The 17,603-nt window shown below is 69.8% G+C and carries 16 protein-coding genes; 1 reads left to right on the forward strand and 15 read right to left on the reverse strand.

Annotated features, from left to right (window positions below):
- Positions 1 to 3: 3 nt before the first annotated feature.
- The 15 genes from OHS57_RS10100 to rsmH all read right to left on the reverse strand — a co-directional run bounded on the left by OHS57_RS10100 (position 4) and on the right by rsmH (position 16,599).
- The gene (locus OHS57_RS10100) at positions 4 to 300 is read right to left on the reverse strand and encodes a YggT family protein (protein ID WP_041990710.1); all 297 of its coding nucleotides are present in this window, start codon (positions 298 to 300) and stop codon (positions 4 to 6) included.
- Positions 301 to 369: 69 nt separating this feature from the next.
- Positions 370 to 978: a cell division protein SepF gene (locus tag OHS57_RS10105; RefSeq protein WP_041990709.1), complete on the reverse strand. Its 609-nt coding sequence runs from the start codon at positions 976 to 978 to the stop codon at positions 370 to 372.
- Positions 979 to 1,101: 123 nt separating this feature from the next.
- A complete protein-coding gene (locus tag OHS57_RS10110; protein WP_041990708.1) occupies positions 1,102 to 1,821 on the reverse strand; it encodes a YggS family pyridoxal phosphate-dependent enzyme in 720 nt (239 codons plus the stop codon).
- Between the two features lie 6 nt (positions 1,822 to 1,827).
- The gene (gene pgeF / locus OHS57_RS10115; protein ID WP_041990706.1) at positions 1,828 to 2,574 is read right to left on the reverse strand and encodes a peptidoglycan editing factor PgeF; all 747 of its coding nucleotides are present in this window, start codon (positions 2,572 to 2,574) and stop codon (positions 1,828 to 1,830) included.
- Entirely contained in the window at positions 2,571 to 3,779 is a 1,209-nt protein-coding gene (gene ftsZ, locus OHS57_RS10120) for a cell division protein FtsZ (protein ID WP_041990704.1), read from the reverse strand. The genes pgeF and ftsZ overlap by 4 nt, the downstream gene beginning before the upstream one ends.
- 276 nt (positions 3,780 to 4,055) lie before the next feature.
- Positions 4,056 to 4,847 carry a cell division protein FtsQ/DivIB gene (locus tag OHS57_RS10125; protein WP_041990702.1) on the reverse strand — a complete coding sequence of 264 codons (792 nt, stop codon included), beginning with the start codon at positions 4,845 to 4,847 and terminating at the stop codon, positions 4,056 to 4,058.
- Between the two features lie 20 nt (positions 4,848 to 4,867).
- On the reverse strand, positions 4,868 to 5,962 hold the full coding sequence (murG, locus tag OHS57_RS10130; RefSeq protein ID WP_041990699.1) for an undecaprenyldiphospho-muramoylpentapeptide beta-N-acetylglucosaminyltransferase: 1,095 nt from the start codon (positions 5,960 to 5,962) through the stop codon (positions 4,868 to 4,870).
- A 6-nt stretch (positions 5,963 to 5,968) separates the two neighbouring features.
- On the reverse strand, positions 5,969 to 7,372 hold the full coding sequence (gene ftsW / locus OHS57_RS10135) for a putative lipid II flippase FtsW (RefSeq protein ID WP_328581694.1): 1,404 nt from the start codon (positions 7,370 to 7,372) through the stop codon (positions 5,969 to 5,971).
- A 44-nt stretch (positions 7,373 to 7,416) separates the two neighbouring features.
- On the reverse strand, positions 7,417 to 8,850 hold the full coding sequence (murD, locus tag OHS57_RS10140; RefSeq protein WP_328581695.1) for a UDP-N-acetylmuramoyl-L-alanine--D-glutamate ligase: 1,434 nt from the start codon (positions 8,848 to 8,850) through the stop codon (positions 7,417 to 7,419).
- Positions 8,847 to 9,917: a phospho-N-acetylmuramoyl-pentapeptide-transferase gene (gene mraY, locus OHS57_RS10145; RefSeq protein WP_041990693.1), complete on the reverse strand. Its 1,071-nt coding sequence runs from the start codon at positions 9,915 to 9,917 to the stop codon at positions 8,847 to 8,849. The genes murD and mraY overlap by 4 nt, the downstream gene beginning before the upstream one ends.
- On the reverse strand, positions 9,914 to 11,344 hold the full coding sequence (locus OHS57_RS10150; RefSeq protein WP_328581696.1) for a UDP-N-acetylmuramoyl-tripeptide--D-alanyl-D-alanine ligase: 1,431 nt from the start codon (positions 11,342 to 11,344) through the stop codon (positions 9,914 to 9,916). Before OHS57_RS10150 ends, mraY begins: the two co-directional genes overlap by 4 nt.
- A 4-nt stretch (positions 11,345 to 11,348) precedes the next feature.
- Positions 11,349 to 12,911, reverse strand: coding sequence for a UDP-N-acetylmuramoyl-L-alanyl-D-glutamate--2,6-diaminopimelate ligase (locus OHS57_RS10155; protein WP_041990689.1), 1,563 nt, complete (start codon positions 12,909 to 12,911; stop codon positions 11,349 to 11,351).
- Positions 12,912 to 13,101: 190 nt separating this feature from the next.
- The gene (locus tag OHS57_RS10160; RefSeq protein ID WP_328581697.1) at positions 13,102 to 15,072 is read right to left on the reverse strand and encodes a peptidoglycan D,D-transpeptidase FtsI family protein; all 1,971 of its coding nucleotides are present in this window, start codon (positions 15,070 to 15,072) and stop codon (positions 13,102 to 13,104) included.
- Between the two features lie 4 nt (positions 15,073 to 15,076).
- A complete protein-coding gene (locus tag OHS57_RS10165; RefSeq protein WP_328581698.1) occupies positions 15,077 to 15,673 on the reverse strand; it encodes an FtsB family cell division protein in 597 nt (198 codons plus the stop codon).
- Positions 15,670 to 16,599: a 16S rRNA (cytosine(1402)-N(4))-methyltransferase RsmH gene (gene rsmH / locus OHS57_RS10170; RefSeq protein WP_443042866.1), complete on the reverse strand. Its 930-nt coding sequence runs from the start codon at positions 16,597 to 16,599 to the stop codon at positions 15,670 to 15,672. Before rsmH ends, OHS57_RS10165 begins: the two co-directional genes overlap by 4 nt.
- A 424-nt stretch (positions 16,600 to 17,023) precedes the next feature.
- Between rsmH and OHS57_RS10175 the strand changes: the two genes are divergently transcribed.
- Entirely contained in the window at positions 17,024 to 17,596 is a 573-nt protein-coding gene (locus OHS57_RS10175; RefSeq protein ID WP_041990683.1) for a beta-class carbonic anhydrase, read from the forward strand.
- Positions 17,597 to 17,603: the final 7 nt, after the last annotated feature.

Genomic DNA, 17,603 nt, shown 5'->3' on the forward strand with positions numbered 1-17,603 from the left:
CGTTCACACGCTGCTCGCAAGTTTGCTTACGAGCGAGATCAGGATGTACACGATGATCATCAGAACGAAGAAGGACAGGTCGAGTGCCACGCCCCCGAGACGCAACGGCGGAATGAACCGCCGCAGAAGCTTGAGCGGTGGATCGGTGACAGTGTAGGTGGCCTCAAGTACGACCACCATCGCCTTGCCTGGTTGCCATGAACGCGCGAACTGGAAGACGTAGTCCATGACCAGCCGGAAAATCAGCACGATGAGGAAGCACATCAGCGCGATGTAGACCACCTGCAGCGCTACGCCCATCCCGCGCTTCCCTCTCCCCTGGCTCTGCCTTGGCCCGGCCTCGCGGCCGGGTCGTTCCCGGTGTGGTTCTCAGCTCTGGTTGAAGAATCCGCCCTCTGCGATGCGGGCCTTGTCCTCCGCCGTGACATCGACGTTAGCAGGAGACAGCAGGAACACCTTCTGCGTCACCCGCTCAATGCTGCCATGAAGACCGAACACCAGACCCGCGGCAAAGTCGACAAGTCGCTTCGCATCGGTGTCGTCCATCTCGGTCAAGTTCATGATCACCGGCGTGCCTTCGCGGAAGTGTTCCCCGATGGTACGGGCCTCGTTGTAGGTCCGCGGGTGCAGTGTGGTGATGCGATACGGCTCCCGCTCGGACACAACCTTGGGCATGATCACCGGTGCGTTCTTCTCCAGGCTCGGGCGTTCAGGTGTGATGGATGCCACGGGGGCGATTCGTGCCGGACGTCCGCTTTCTGCGGCTAGCGGCACCGGCTCCCGCTCGCGCTGGGCGGGTGGTTGGGCCATGCGCACCGGTTCGTCCCGCTCCTGGTGCACCGGCTGGTGGCGCCGGTGCTCCCGCTCGGGTTCCGGCTCGGGTTCGAAGTCGTCGTCGGGGTCGAAGCCCCGGCCGTCGTACCCATCGTCCTCCACGAGGCCGAGGTAGACCGCCATCTTGCGCATCGCGCCGGCCATGCTCTGGGTCCTCCGCTCTGTGGTGGATCGGCCTCGTCACCAAGTGCCCTCGATCCACTCGGTCCATCCGCCTTACGGCGAAATGACCATATTTTCTACTGTGGTCCGACTTGCTTCGCGACGTTACCCGAGCAGGGGTCGGACTCCGAGTACCGCCGTACCGACGCGCACATGTGTCGCACCCGCCTTCACGGCTTCTTCGAGATCCGCGCTCATCCCTGCTGAGACCATGTTCGCAGCCGGAAGGGCCGCGCGCAGGCTGGATGACAATTCCAGCAGACGCTCGAACGCGGCCCGTTGCCGACCCGCGTACGGTCCGGCGAGCGGCGCGACCGTCATCAGACCGCCGAGCCGCAGTCCCGGGGCTTCGGCCACCGCGGTGGCCAACTCCTCGATCCCGTCGGGCGCCACGCCGCCGCGCGATCCGCGTTCGCCGGACTCGGCGTCGAGCGCCACCTGGATCAGACACTCCAGTTCACGCCCGGTGCGCACCGCGGCAGCCGACAGCGCCGTGACAAGCTTGAGCCGATCGACAGACTGCACCACGTCCGCGTAACTGGCTACGGAACGGACTTTGTTGGTCTGCAATTGACCGACGAAGTGCCAGGTAAGCGACAAATCCGAACAAGCGGCGGCTTTCGGGGCGGCGTCCTGGTCGCGGTTCTCGGCGACGTGCCGGACACCCAGCTCGTGCAGGAGTCGGACGTCGCTCGCGGGGTAGGTCTTGGTCACGACGATCAAGGTGACCTCGTCCCGCCGCCGGCCCGCTGCGGCGCAGGCGGAGGAGATACGTTCCTCCACCGTGGCGAGGTTTCTTGTGAGTTCGGCTCTTCGGTCGGTCATCGCGTATCAGTCCAGCCAGACATAGCCGGCGAGCCGCCCGGTCGTGCGGTCGCGCCGGTACGAGTAGTGATCGGCCGACTCCCGGGTGCAGAACGCGGAGCGCCGACGGTCCTGAACGCCCAGCGCGTCGAGTTGCGCGTGCACACCCGCGGTCACGTCGACGGCCGGGGTGCCCCAACTGGTCTCGGCCCAGGCGGCGGGTACGGCCGCCGCCACCTCGGCCCGCATCTGCTCCGGCACCTCGTAGCAGCGCCCGCAGACGGCGGGTCCGGTACGCGCGGTGATCCGGGCCGGATCGGCGCCCAGTGTGATCATCTTCTCGACGGTGGCGGGGACGACCCCCGCGACCATCCCGGGCCGTCCGGCGTGCGCCGCCGCCGCGATCCCGGCGACCGGATCGGCCAGCAGGACGGGGACACAGTCCGCGGTGAGCACCGCGAGCGCGAGGCCGCGCCGCCGGGTGACGAGCGCGTCGACCGCGGGGATCCCGCCGCCCGCCGCCGGCTGCCACGGCTCGTCGACCACGGCGACGTCCCGGCCGTGCACCTGGTTCATCCAGACGACCAGCTCGGGGTCGAGCCCGAGGGACTTCGCCGCCGTCCCGCGGTTCGCCAGGACGGCGGCGGGGTCGTCGCCGACCGCGCCGCCGAGGTTGAGCTCCTCGTACGGAGCGGCGCTCACCCCGCCCCACCTGTCGGTGAAGGCGAAGTGCGCGCCGCCCTTCGAACTGACTTCGGTGATCGGACTTATCACTTCAAGAAGTCCGGGACGTCCAGCTCTTCGGCCTGGCTGTCCTGGTACGGACGGGCCGGCGGGACCTGGGGTGCGCTGACCGGCGGGAGCGGCTTCTCGTTGACCGGCGTGGGGTCGGCCTGGACCGGCTTCTCCTCACGCGGCGGCACGGTGCCGAGACCGCTCGTGGAGCGGCCGCTGTCCGCGTTCCTGGCCGGGGCCGGCTGCTCGTCGCGCTTGCCCGAGGCACCGAGCACCGTCTCGCGCCGGGTCGGCGGCTGTCCGCCGTCGAAGCCCGCGGCGATCACGGTGACCCGCACCTCGTCGCCCAGGGCGTCGTCGATGACGGCGCCGAAGATGATGTTGGCCTCGGGGTGGGCCGCCTCGCTCACCAGCTGCGCCGCCTCGTTGATCTCGAAGAGACCGAGGTCGCTGCCGCCGGAGATGGAGAGCAGCACGCCGCGCGCGCCGTCGATGGACGCTTCGAGGAGCGGCGAGGAGATCGCCATCTCGGCGGCGGCCACCGCGCGGTCGTCGCCGCGCGCCGAGCCGATGCCCATGAGCGCCGAGCCCGCCTCGGACATCACGGACTTGACGTCGGCGAAGTCGAGGTTGATCAGACCGGGTGTGGTGATGAGGTCGGTGATGCCCTGAACACCCGACAGCAGCACCTGGTCCGCGGACTTGAACGCGTCGAGGACGCTGACCTGACGGTCCGAGATGGACAGCAGCCGGTCGTTGGGGATGACGATGAGGGTGTCGACCTCTTCGCGGAGTTCGGCGATGCCGTCCTCCGCCTGGTTCGCCCTGCGCCGGCCCTCGAAGGTGAACGGCCGGGTGACCACACCGATCGTGAGCGCGCCGAGCGAGCGTGCGATGTTGGCGACGACGGGTGCGCCGCCGGTGCCTGTGCCGCCACCTTCGCCTGCGGTGACGAAGACCATGTCGGCCCCCTTGAGGACCTCCTCGATCTCCTCACGGTGGTCTTCTGCCGCCTTACGACCGACTGCCGGATTGGCTCCGGCGCCGAGGCCACGGGTGAGTTCCCTGCCGACGTCGAGCTTGACGTCTGCGTCGCTCATCAACAGGGCTTGCGCGTCAGTGTTGATCGCGATGAACTCGACACCCTTGAGGCCGACCTCGATCATTCGGTTGATGGCATTGACACCACCGCCGCCGACACCGATGACCTTGATGACTGCGAGGTAGTTCTGCGGTGCTGCCACGTCGAAGGCCTCTCGCCTCGAGTTACGTGTCGTCGCTCCGCCGATGTGGCGCCGCGACGACTGATGCCGATGGGACGGTCCGAAACGCCGACCCAAACCCTAACGTTGAAGTTTAGGGTTACCAGTGTGTCTGCTTCTTGGACTCTTCCGAACAGGACACTAAGTCGACAAGTGGCGCACGTTCAACGAACACGCCGAACCTCCCGTTTTTCTTTTCACCCTATGTGATCACCCATAGCGATGACCAACCAGGGTGGTGGCCAGCACATATGCCCGTCAACTCCCTGACGCGGCAGGCGCGGTGGGCGCGCTCACATCGAAGTGACCAGCCTTCGGAACTGCTTTCATCAAGGCGGTGAGCGCACGTGCCTTGGCCGCGCCGTCCTCGCTGCTTCCCCACATCACCGTACGGCCTCCGCTCAACTCGAGAGAGATCGAGTCGTACGAACGCACGTGCAAAGTCCTGGTGTCGGCGGCGACCTTGCCGGGCAGTGCCCTGCGGATCGCGACCGCCTCACGCACCAGCCGGGTGCTGGTGAAGCGCTGTTGGGCCGGGGACTGAGCCACCGTCAATTCGAGCAGGGGTACGCCCTTGGGCGCCTTCTCCACGGTGGCGAAACGCACTCCTCCGGCGTCCACTTCGATGAACTTTGCGCCCTTTTCGATTAGCAGCGCGGGCTTTCGTTCGACGACATTCAGCGTGATGCCGTGCGGCCAAGAACGAACCGCCTCCACGGAGTCGATACGCGGCAGCTTCTGCCGGACCCGTGCCTCAATCCCGTCCGTGTCGACGGAAATCAGCGGCGATCCCATCGGTACGGCCGCCGCTTGCGCCACCTGGCCGGGAGTCAGCACTTCTGTGCCGGAAGTCTTCACCCGGTCGACGCGCAGCCACGAAGAACCGTAAAGCAGCCAGATTCCGCCGGCGAGAACCAGAACCACCGCAATCAATACGACGATCACACGACGGCTGGGAATCCGGCTGTCCCGCCCCTCCGGCCCCCCGTCGGGGCGGCCGGACTCCGACTGCGGTCGCGCGCCACGCTCGGCGGTCGACGGTCCGGCCATGCTCCCTGCCTCTCCGCCTCCTACGCCTGACGGCGTGCGGCGATCGCCTCGTACACCATGCCGACGAGCAGGTCGTCGGCGTCCCTGCGGCCGAACTCGGAGGCCGCGCGGGACATCTCGTACAGCCGGTGCGGATCGGCGAGCACCGGGAGCACATTGCCCTGGACCCACTCGGGAGTGAGATCGGCGTCGTCGACCAGCAGGCCGCCGCCGGCCTTCACCAGCGGCTGGGCGTTGAGCCGCTGTTCGCCGTTGCCGATCGGCAACGGGACGTAGGCGGCGGGCAGCCCGACCGCCGAGAGTTCGGCGACGGTCATCGCGCCCGCGCGGCAGAGCATCATGTCGGCAGCGGCGTACGCGAGATCCATCCGGTCCACATACGGTACCGGGACATAGGGCGGCATACCCGGCATGTTGTCCACATGCGGCATTTCGTTCTTCGGACCGACCGCGTGCAGGATCTGGATCCCGGAGCGCTGGAGCGTCGGCGCGATCTGCTGGACGACCTCGTTCAGCCGGCGCGCGCCCTGCGAACCGCCGGAGACGAGCAGCGTCGGCAGGTTGGGGTCGAGACCGAACGCGGCGCGCGCCTCGGGCCTGACCTTGGCGCGGTCGAGGACGGCGATCGTACGGCGCAGCGGGATGCCGATGTAGCGGGCGCCCCGCAGCTTGCTGTCAGGGGTCGAGACGGCCACGGCCGCCGCGTACCGGGAGCCGATCTTGTTGGCCAGGCCGGGGCGCGCGTTGGCCTCGTGGACGATGATCGGCACGCCGAGACGCTTGGCGGCGAGATAGCCGGGCAGCGCCACGTAGCCGCCGAAGCCCACGACGCAGTCGGCCTTGGTGCGTTCCAGGATCTGCTCGGCGGCCTTGATCGTGCCGCGCAGCCGCCCGGGGACGGTGATCAGCTCGGGTGTGGGCCTGCGGGGCAGCGGTACGGCGGGAATCAGCCCCAGTTCGTACCCGCGCTCGGGTACGAGCCTGGTCTCGAGACCGCGTTCCGTGCCGAGGGCCGTGATCCCCACGGTGGGGTCCTGCCTGCGCAGGGCATCCGCGAGGGCGAGCGCCGGCTCGATATGACCGGCGGTCCCCCCACCTGCGAGTACGACATGCACCGAAATTCACCGCTCTCCGGACGGACGCTTCTTGACGCGCCGTCTCATCGTCTTCCATCTCGCCCCGGCACGCTTCTTCCTGCCGAAGACAGGCTGCCGCATGGCCAGGGCCGCCTTCGCCGCTGGATCCTCTCGCGCGAAGGCGATCAGCAGCCCGACGGCGAACATCGTCGGCAGCAGGGCCGACCCTCCGTAGGAGAACAGCGGCAGCGGGACCCCGGCGATCGGCAGAAGGCCGAGCACCGCACCGATGTTCACCACGGCCTGAGCCGTGATCCAGGTGGTCACACCTCCCGCCGCGTACCTCACGAAGGGGTCCTCCGTGCGTCCGGCCACGCGGATACCCGCATAGCCTAGAGCCGCGAAGAGGGCGAGCACCGACAGCGTCCCCGCAAGACCCAGTTCCTCCCCGGTGATGGCGAAAATGAAGTCCGTGTGCGGTTCGGGCAGTTGGCCCCACTTCTCCACACTCGCGCCGAGACCGGAACCGAACCATCCGCCCGATGCCAGAGCATAGATGCCGTGGACGGCCTGCCAGCACTGGTCGGCGGGACCCGACTCGCTGGCGCCGATGCAGCCGAGCCTGCCCATCCGGTTGGGGCTGGTCTTGATGAGCATGGCACCGACGGCGAGGGCCACCGCGAGTACCGCCCCGAACAGCCGGGTGGGAGCCCCGGCCAGCCACAGCAGGCCGAAGAGGATGGCGGTCAGGATGATCGCCGTACCCATGTCGCCGCCGAGCATGATCAGACCGAGCAGCATGAAGGCGACGGGGACGAGCGGCACCAGCAGGTGCTTCCACTGGGTCAGCAGGTTCTTGTCCTGTTTGCGACTGAGCAGATCCGCGCCCCACAGGATCAGCGCCAGCTTGCCGAACTCGCTGGGCTGGAGCTGGAAAGGGCCGCCGAGCGAGAGCCAGTTCTGGTTGCCGTTGACCGACTGCCCTATCCCCGGGACCTGCACGAGCGCCATCAGGAAGACCGTGCCGGCGAGCAGCGGATAGGCCAGCGCCCGGTGCAGTTTGGCGGGCATCCGGGAGGCGACGAGCAGCAGCCCGCCGCCGATGAGGGCGGCGAGCAGTTGTTTGCGAAAGAAGTACGAGGCGGGCAGCGACAGCTCAAGTGCCTTGATCATCGAGGCGCTGTAGACCATCACCAGACCCAGCACGGTGATCAGCGAGGCGCTGCCGAGGATCAGGTAGTACGCGGTGAGCGGCCGGTCCCAGGTACGGCGGGCGTTCTCGTAGAAGCCGCGAACCCCGCCGCCGCGCGGCGGGCGCGGTCTGCTGCCGCCGGCGCCGCCGCGGCGGGCGCTCGGCGGGCGGCGGACGGCCGCCCCCGCCGAGCGGCTGCGCAGGGCGAGCCTGCGCCCTGCGGCGATGCCGGGTCCTGCGGTGTCCTCAGCCGGCATCGTCGCTGTCCCCTCCGGTCGGGCCTGCGGTGCGGCCGCTGGTGTCAGGCGTGCTCGGCGGCGAGTGCGCGGACCGCGTCGGTGAACGCCTCGCCGCGCTTGTTGTAGTTGGCGAACATGTCCATCGAGGCGCAGGCCGGGGCCATCAGTACGGTGTCCCCCGGCTGTGCGAGCCGCGCCGCTTCGCGTACCGCCGCCGACATCGCTCCAGTGTCGGTCCGTTCGACGTCCACGACAGGGACTTCGGGGGCGTGTCGCGCGAGGGCTTCGCGGATCAGCGCCCGGTCGGCGCCGATCAGGACCACGCCGCGCAGCCGCTTCGCCGAGCGGGCGACGAGCTCGTCGAAGGTCGCGCCCTTGGCGAGGCCGCCGGCGATCCACACGATCGGCTCGTAGGCCGCCAGGGACGCCTCTGCCGCGTGGGTGTTGGTGGCCTTCGAGTCGTCCACGAAGCTCACGCCCGCGACGTCCGCGACATGCTCGATGCGGTGCGCGTCGGGGCGGAACGCGCGCAGTCCGTCGCGTACGGCGGCGGGTTCGACACCGTAGGCGCGGGCGAGGGCGGCGGCGGCGAGGGCGTTGGCGATGTTGTGCGGGGCCGGCGGGTCGACGTCGGAGACGTGGGCCAGCTCCTGCGCCTGCTCCCTGCGGTTGTCGACGAACGCGCGGTCGACCAGGATCCCGTCCACGACGCCGAGTTGGGAGGGCGCTGGGGCGCCGAGGGTGAATCCGACGGCCCGGCAGCCCTCTTCGACGTCGGCGGCGCGCACCAGGTCCTCGGTGGCCTTGTCGGCGGCGTTGTAGACGCAGGCGACGCGGTTGCCCTCGTAGACGCGGCCCTTGTCGGCGGCGTACGCCTCCATGGAGCCGTGCCAGTCCAGGTGGTCCGGGGCGAGGTTGAGCACGGCGGCCGAGTGGACGCGCAGGCTCGGCGCCCAGTGCAGCTGGTAGCTGGAGAGTTCGACGGCGAGGACGTCGTACGTCTCGTCGCCGGTGACCGCGTCGAGGAGCGAGACGCCGATGTTGCCGACGGCGGCCGTACGCAGCCCGGCAGCGGCCAGGATGGCGGCGAGCATCCTGACCGTCGTCGTCTTGCCGTTGGTGCCTGTGACGGCCAGCCAGGGGGCCGCGTCGGGGCCGCGCAGCCGCCACGCCAGCTCGACGTCGCCCCAGATCTCCACGCCCGCGGCGGCGGCCGCCGCGAAGAGCGGCTTGCCCGGCTGCCAGCCGGGGGCGGTGACGACGAGTTCGGTGCCGACGGGCAGCGTGTCCCCGTCGCCGAGGCGCACGGTGACGCCGAGCGGTTCGAGTTCGGCCGCCTGGGCGCGTGCGCGCTCGTCGTCGCTGTCGTTGACGACGGTGACGTCGGCGCCGAGTCCGCGCAGCACCCGGGCCGCGGGGAGACCTGAGACGCCGAGTCCGGCGACGGTGACCCGCTTGCCGTGCCAGTCGGTCGGCTCCGGGTGCGGGCCGGTCACTTCTGGGCCGCCCAGCCGGCGTAGAAGAGGCCGAGTCCGACGATCACGCACATGCCCTGGATGATCCAGAAGCGGACCACGACAAGGACTTCGGACCACCCCTTGAGTTCGAAGTGGTGCTGGAGTGGCGCCATCCGGAAGACCCGCCTGCCGGTGGTCTTGAACGAACCGACCTGGATCACCACGGACATGGTGATCAGGACGAAGAGACCGCCGAGCAGGGCGATCAGGAACTCGGTGCGCGAGCAGATGGCGAGGCCGGCGAGCGCGCCGCCGAGCGCCAGCGATCCGGTGTCGCCCATGAAGATCTTGGCGGGTGAGGTGTTCCACCACAGGAAGCCGAAGCAGGAGCCCATCAGGGCGGAGGCGACGACCGCGAGGTCCAGCGGATCTCGCACCTCGAAACAGGCGTTGGGGTTGGTCAGGGTCGCCGCGTTGGCGCAGGACTCCTGGAACTGCCAGAGGCCGATGAAGGTGTAGGCGCCGAAGACCATCACGGAGGCGCCGGTCGCGAGGCCGTCGAGGCCGTCGGTGAGGTTCACCCCGTTCGACATCGCGAGGATCATGAACAGCGCCCAGACCACGAAGATCACCGGGCCGATCGACCAGCCGAAGTCCGAGACGAACGACAGCTTGGTCGAGGCCGGGGTGTTGCCGCGGGCGTCGGCGAACTGCAGCGAGAGGACGGCGAAGGCGATGCCGACGATCAGCTGCCCCGCCATCTTCGCCTTGGCCCGCAGCCCCAGCGAGCGCTGCTTCACGATCTTGATGTAGTCGTCGAGGAATCCGACGACGCCCATGCCGGTCATCAGGAACAGGACCAGCACACCCGAGAACCGCATGTCCTCGCCGGTGATCACCTTCGCCAGGATGTAGGCGATCAGGGTGGCGAGGATGAAGGCGATGCCGCCCATGGTGGGCGTCCCCTTCTTGCTGCCGTGGGAGCGCGGGCCGTCGTCCCTGATGAACTGGCCGTATCCCTTGCGGGCCAGCAGCTTGATCAGCAGCGGCGTGCCGATCAGGGTCAGGAAGAGCCCGATGGCTCCCGCGAAGAGGATCTGCCTCATCGGCCGGCAACCTCGCCCTCGGAGGTCGTCTCCAGCAGTGCCAGGGCCACCTGCTCAAGACCGGCCGACCTGGACGCCTTCACCAGCACGACATCTCCCGGACGCAGTTCACTGCGCAACAGGTCGACCGCCGCCCGCGCGTCGGACACGTGCACCGACTCCTCACCCCACGAACCCTCGTTGTAAGCGCCCAGTCGCAGCCAGGACGCCTCCCGGCCCCCGACTGCCACGAGCTTGCTGACGTTGAGCCGGACGGCGAGCCGTCCGACCGCGTCGTGCTCGGCGAGCGCCTCGTCACCGAGCTCGGCCATCGGGCCGAGCACCGCCCAGGTACGTCCCCCCGTTGCCGATGAGGCGCCGCCCATGGCGGCCAGCGCACGGAGCGCCGCTTTCATGGATTCGGGGTTCGCGTTGTAGGCGTCGTTGACGATCGTCACGCCGTCCGAGCGCTCGGTGACCTCCATACGCCAGCGGGAGAGGGTTCCCGCCTCGGAGAGCGCCTCTGCGATCTCGTCGACGGACATGCCCAACTCATGGGCGACGGCGGCCGCGGCGAGCGCGTTCGACACGTGGTGCTCACCGTACAGCCGCAGCGTCACGTCCCTGCACCCGGAGGGTGTTCGAAGCAGGAACGCGGCCTGTCCGGTGGCTGTGAGCCGGACGTTCTCTGCCCGTACGTCTGCTTCGTCGGACTCTCCGAAGAAAACTGTTCGAGCCTTGGTGCGGGATCTCATCGCGCTGACGAGCGGGTCGTCGGCGTTCAGGACGGCAACTCCGCCCGCCTCGGCGGAGGGCAGCGCCTCGACCATCTCGCCCTTCGCGACGGCGATGTTCTCGCGGCTGCCGAACTCGCCGATGTGGGCGCTGCCGACGTTCAGGACGAGACCGATGCGCGGCGGGACAAGTCCGGTGAGGTAGCGGATGTCCCCGATGTACCGCGCACCCATCTCCAGGACGAGGTAGCGGGTGTCCTCGACGGCCCGCAGGGCGGTGATCGGCAGCCCGATCTCGTTGTTGAGGTTGCCGTCGGGCCAGACCGTGGGCCCGCTCCGCTGGAGGAGCTGGGCGATCAGGTCCTTGGTGCTGGTCTTGCCCGCGGACCCGGTGAGGGCGACGACGGTGGCACCGAGGCGTTCCACCACGGTGTTGGCGAGGCGGCCGAGGGCCTGGACGACATCGTCGACGACGATGGCGGGCACCCCGACGGGCCGGGTGGCCAGCACGGCCACCGCGCCCGCCTCGACGGCGCCGCGCGCGTAGTCGTGGCCGTCGACCCGCTCCCCGGCGAAGGCGGCGAACAGACTGCCGCTCTCCACCTTTCGGGAGTCGTAGACGACGGGTCCCGTGACGCGTACGGCCGGATCCGGTATGTCGTGGGACTGCCCGCCGACGATGGCGGCGATCTCGGCGATGGAGAGGGCGATCACTGGGTCATCCCTGACTGTTGTTCTCGTGACGACTGTGGTTCTCGTGACGGAGAGAGTTCTCGATGGCGGCGCGCAGGACCTGACGGTCGTCGAAGGGGCGTACCACTCCCGCGATGTCCTGGCCCTGCTCGTGGCCCTTGCCCGCGACCAGTACGGTGTCGCCCGCCTCGGCGAGTGCCACCACGGCGGCGACGGCCGATTCCCGTTCGGCGTCGACGAGTACGGAGCCGCGTTCGTGGATGGGTACTTCGGCCGCGCCGGCGAGCATCGCTGCGATGATCGCGAGGGGGTCCTCGGAGCGCGGGTTGTCGGAGGTCAGTACGGCGGTGTCGGCGAGCCGGGCGGCTGCCGCGCCCATGGCGGCGCGCTTGTACTGGTCGCGGTCGCCGCCGCAGCCGAGGACGATGTGCAGCTTGCCCTCGGTGACCTTGCGCAGGGAGCGCAGGACGGATTCGACGGCGTCCGTCTTGTGCGCGTAGTCGACGACGGCGAGATACGGCTGTCCCGCGTCCACGCGCTCCAGGCGGCCCGGTACGCCGGGGACGGCGGCGACGCCGTCGGCGGCCGTCTGCGGGTCGATCCCGGCGACGGCCAGGGTGACCACGGCGGCGAGGGTGTTCGCGACGTTGAAGGGGCCGGGCAGCGGGGCCTCGGCGCTGATCCGCTCGCCCTTGGGGCCCACGACGGTGAAGGCCGAGCGGTGGGAGCCCACTTCGACCTTCTCGGCGCGCCAGTCGGCGTCCGGGTGTCCCTCGGCCGAGAAGGTCGTGATGGGCACGCTTGCCTCGTCGACGAGCCTGCGGCCGTACTCGTCGTCGTAGTTGACCACGCCGACCTTGCTGAGCCGGGGGGTGAACAGCTGGGCCTTGGCCTGGAAGTAGTCCTCCATGCCGGAGTGGAACTCCATGTGCTCCGGGCTGAGGTTGTTGAAGACGGCGACGTCGAAGACACAGCCGTCGACCCGGCCGAGCACCAGCGCGTGGCTGGAGACCTCCATGGCGACCGAGTCGACCCCGCGCTCACGCATGACGGCGAAGAGCGCCTGCAGGTCGGTGGCTTCGGGGGTGGTGCGCTCGGACTTGATGGCCTCGTCGTCGATCCGCATCTCGACGGTGCCGATCAGCCCGGTGCGGTGCCCCGCGCCGCGCAGACCGCCTTCGACGAGGTACGCCGTCGTGGTCTTGCCCGAGGTGCCGGTGATGCCGATCTGCAGCAGGTCACGGCCGGGGTGCCCGTAGATCCCCGCGGCGAGTTCGCCCATGCTGCCCCGGGGGTCGGGGACGACCAGGACCGGCAGTCCGGTGGCGGCGGCGCGCTCGGCGCCCGCCGGGTCGGTCAGTACGGCGGTGGCCCCGAGGTCGGCCGCCTGCGCGGCGAAGTCGGCTCCGTGGAAGCGGGCGCCGGGCAGCGCCGCGTACACGTCCCCCTGGCGTACCGCCCGCGAGTCGTGGGTGATGCCGGTGACCTCCCCTTCGCCGAACGCGTCTGTGAGGCCCAGCCGGGCTGCCAGTTCCGCGAGCGGGGTGGGGCGGACCCTGTCAGGACGAGGCGTCCCGGGATGGCTCACAAGGGTGTCCTTCGGGGCGGTTCGAAGCTGATCAGCGTGTGGCACGGCGGTGAGCGTACCGGGCGTGGCCGTCCCGGGGCCAAGTCCGCCCTGAGGGGTCTCGGTCGGGTCGGGTCGGTTCCCGGAATCGGAGGTGATGGTTGTCACTGGGCTTTCCCTGGAGTCACTGGCCGGGTGGGGGTCCGCCGGTCTAGAAGGTGACCGGCAGGCGGACCGGTTTGCTGCCGGTCGGGGGGACCTGGAGGGTCTTGAGCGAGAACTCCATGACCTTCTTGTAGATGGGACCGCAGATCGATCCGCCGAAGTACGCGCCGCTGGTGGGGTTCTGGATCGCGCAGTAGACGGTGATCTGCGGGTTGTCGGCGGGTGCGAAGCCGGCGAAGGACGCGGTGTAGCCCTTGTAGACGCCGAGTTTGGGATCCACCCTGTTGGCGGTTCCGGTCTTGCCCGCCACCCGGTAGCCGGGGATCTTCGCCGCCGTACCGGTGCCCTCCTGGTCGCCGACGACCGATTCGAGCATCGTGGAGACGGTCTTGGCGGTGCTGTCGCTGACGACGCGGGTCTTCTTCGGCGCGGGGGCCGGGGTGAAGCGCCCGTCGGGTCCGCGGGTGCCCCGGATCAGGGTGGGGGCGATCCGTACGCCGCCGTTGGCGATGGTCGAGTACACGGAGGCGGCCTGCATGGCGCTGAGCGACAGGCCCTGGCCGAACGGGATCGTGTACTGCTGCGAGGTGGACCAGTCCTGCGGCTTGGCGAGCAGCCCCTGGGTCTCGCCGGGGTAGCCGAGCCCGGTGGGCCGGCCGATGCCGAACTTGGTCAGGTACTTGTAGAGGACCTTGTTCGCCTCCGGCTGGGTGTCGCCCAGGTGTCCGGAGGCCTCGATGGTGCCGATGTTGCTGGACTTGGCGAGTACCCCGTTGAGCGTCAGGTTCCAGGTGGGGTGGTCGATGTCGTCGTGGAAGAGCCGGTCGCCGCGGTGCAGCCGGTTGGGCACGACGACATGGGTGAGCGGGGTGGCCTTCTTCTCCTCGATCACCGCGGACATCGACATGACCTTGCTGGTGGAGCCCGGCTCGTAGGCGTCCTGGAGCGCGGCGTTGCCCATGGCGGCCGAGCTGGCCTGGGAGAGGTCGTTGGGGTCGAACCCGGGGGCGTTGGCCATCGCGAGGACTTCCCCGGTCCTGGTGTTCTGGACCATCACGTAGCCCCGGTCGGCCTTGGACTTCTTCACCTGCTCGCTGATGGCCCGCTGGGCCTCCCACTGGATGTCCCTGTCGATGGTCAGCTCGACGTCGGAGCCCGGCACCGCGGGCTTCTCACGCGAACTGCCCGTGGGCACCCGGCGGCCGCCGGACTGGGTGTAGGTGACCTCGCCGTCGGCGCCGGCCAGTTGCTTGTCCAGCATGGACTCCACACCGCCGCCGCCGTGCCCTGACGCGTTGACGAAACCCAGTATCCCGGCGGCGAGATCGCCGTTGGGGTACACACGCTTGGTGGTCGGCTCCTGGAGGACACCGGCCAGTACGTTCACTGCGGGGCGGCCGGAGAGCGCGTCCTTGCTCGCCTTCTGTGCCAGGACGCCCTTGAGGTCGCTGATCTGGTTCCAGACCTGCGGCGTCTGCCGCCGGGCGAGCACCGTGTAGCGGGACTTGGGCGCCTTGAGCTTCTTCACCATCTCGGTGGGGTCGGCGCCCAGGATCGGCGCGAGGAGCGCCGCCGCCTGCTCGGGGGCGTCCGGCGCCTTGCTGGCCTTGGGGGTGAACATCGACGGGTCGGCGGTGATGTCGTACGCGTCGTCGCTGGTGGCGAGCGGGACCCCGGAGCGGTCGGTGATCTCGCCGCGCTCGGCGGCGATCGTGTGGTGCAGGAAGCGGTTCTTGTCGGCCTTGGCGGCGTACGCGCTGGCGTCGACGGCCTGCACCTGGAGCAGCCGTACGACGAAGACCAGCATCACGAGGGTCAGGCCGAGGCTGACCAGGCGCAGCCGGGGGCGCGGGCTGCCGAGTTGGATACGGCGCGGGGCGCGGCTTCCCTGGCGCGGCCGGCCGGCCGGGTGGCCCGTGGGCCGGGCCGTCGGGCGGGCGCCGCCGACGGGGCGCGCACCGCCCCGTGGCCGTGCGGGTCCTGGCACCCTGCGGCGCGGTGGTTCCTTGGAGGGCACTGCGTCACCTGCCGGAGGTCGTCGGGGCCTGGGCTGCCGGTTTCAGCGGTTGGCCCTGGCCGGTGGCTGACGGGGAGACGGTGGCCGTCGGGGCGGCGGCCTGTCCCGTGGGCGGTGCGGCGGGCGGGCCGGAGCGCGCCGGGGCCGGTGTGCTAGCGGTGGACGCCTGCGCTGACGGGGCGGGCGGCGCCGGCGGGGCCTGCACCACGACGGACTGCTGTACGGGCGGCAGCGGGGTGGCCTTGCCCGGCACGCCGTGGACCTTGCCGTCGGGGCCGAGGAAGGCGGGGCTGCCGCCGGGCACCATGCCGAGCTCCCGGGCCCTGCGGGCCAGCGCGTCGGGCGCCGAGTAGTCGTCCACGTCGCGCTGGAGCGCCTGCTGCTCGTCGGTGAGGTCGGTGGTCTGCTTCTTGAGCTTGCTCAGCCTGAACGATCCTTCGTTGAGGGAGGAGTTCAGCAGCAGCAGGGCGATCAGACCGCCGCCCAGCAGCAGGACGACCAGCAGGACGAAGGGCGTGCGCGCCGCCTGTCCCGAGCCGGACGGCATCATCCGGGCGAGCCGGCCGGCCCGCCCCTTCAGCTGCCTGGCAGCTCCGCTCACAGTGCGTCCTCCCGGATCCGCTGCGCCCCCCGCAGCCGGGCGGGGGCCGCCCTGCGGTTCTCGGCGACCTCTTCCTCCGTCGGCAGTTCGGCGCCGCGGGTGAGCAGTTTGAGGCGGGGCTGGTAGCGCTCGGGGACCACCGGCAGCCCCGGCGGCGCCGTGTTGGCGGCGCCCGCCGCGAAGACCTGCTTGACCAGCCGGTCCTCCAGCGAGTGGTACGACAGGACGGCGATGCGGCCGCCGACGGCGAGGGTCTTCACCGCTGCGGGTACGGCCCGTTCCAGTACGGACAGCTCGCCGTTGACCTCGATGCGCAGCGCCTGGAAGGTGCGTTTGGCGGGGTTGCCGCCGGTGCGCTTGGCGGCCTGCGGCAGGGCGTCGCGGATCAGTTCGACCAGCCGGGCGCTGCGGGTGAAGGGTTCCTTGTCCCGTTCGCGTACGACCGCGGAAACGATCCGCTTGGCCTGCTTCTCCTCGCCGTACTGGCGCAGGATCCGCACGAGTTCGCCGGGTGGGTAGGTGTTGAGCACCTCGGCGGCGCCGGGCCCGGTCGTCTGGTCCATCCGCATGTCGAGCGGCGCGTCGTGGGCGTAGGCGAAGCCGCGGTCAGCCTCGTCCAGCTGCATGGACGAGACGCCCAGGTCGAACAGGACGCCCTGGACGCGGGGGATCTCCAGCCGGTCGAGCACGTCGGGCAGCTCGTCGTAGACGGCGTGCACGAGGGTGGCCCGTTCGCCGTACGGGGCGAGCCGTTCGCCGGAGAGCCGCAGCGCCTCCTTGTCGCGGTCCAGGGCGACGAGCCGGGCGGAGGGGAAGGTGGAAAGCAGCGCCTCACTGTGGCCGCCGAGGCCGAGGGTGCAGTCGACGACGACCGCGCCCGGCTGGGCGAGAGCGGGGGCCAGCAGGTCAAGGCACCGCCGGAGCATCACTGGGACGTGTCGCTCGCTGCGCTCGCTCAATGCGCCCTCTCAGGTCCGGCGCGGTCGTACGTGCCGCCGGGTCCCCGCCCGCTCAGAAGGGGAGTGATCCGCCGGCGCCGCAAAGGGCGTCGGCCGACCGCCGAGCGGGAGAGGGCCGAGCCGCACGTACGCCGCACACGCGGGGACAATCGGGATGTGTTCGGGATGTGTCCGTGAACTTCGCGTCACTTTAGTCCACTCGTCCTTCCGGTCAATCAACCGGCCAGCGCGTCGCACGGGTCACGCGCCACAACCGAACAAACGGTCTTTTTCACCCGTTCGGATGAGTGGTGCTGGCCCTTGTGGGTTAGGTCACAACAATGCCCGTTGACGTTCTTTGTCCTGGTCCCACAGCGGGCTTCGACCCCTGATGGCCATTACCGTCATAGGTATGTCGACTTCCGCACACCTGCCCGCAGAGACCGCAGAGACCCCTGAGACCTCCGCCGGTCCGGCCCGCACCGGCGGTACGGTCACCGACCGGCTCATAGAGGCGAACAACCACTATGCCGCCAGGTTCCAGGACCCCGGCATGGACGCGCGGCCCGTGCTGCGGGTCGCCGTGGTGGCCTGCATGGACGCAAGGCTCGACCTGCACGCCGCCCTCGGCCTCGAACTGGGCGACTGCCACACCGTCCGCAACGCGGGCGGCGTGGTGACCGACGACGTCATCCGCTCACTCACCATCAGCCAGCGGGCGCTCGGGACGCGCAGCGTGGCGCTGATCCACCACACCGGCTGCGGCATGCAGACCATCACCGAGGAGTTCCGGCACGAGCTGGAGCTGGAGGTCGGCCAGCGGCCGGTCTGGGCCGTCGAGGCGTTCGCCGACGTGGAACAGGACGTCCGGCAGTCGATGCAGCGCGTAAGGACCTCACCGTTCCTGCCGCACACGGACGATGTGCGCGGTTTCGTCTTCGACGTCACGACGGGGCTCATGACGGAGGTCGACCCGGCCGGGTGAGCCGGGG

This window comes from Streptomyces sp. NBC_00370 (assembly GCF_036084755.1).
Classification (GTDB): Bacteria; Actinomycetota; Actinomycetes; order Streptomycetales; family Streptomycetaceae; genus Streptomyces.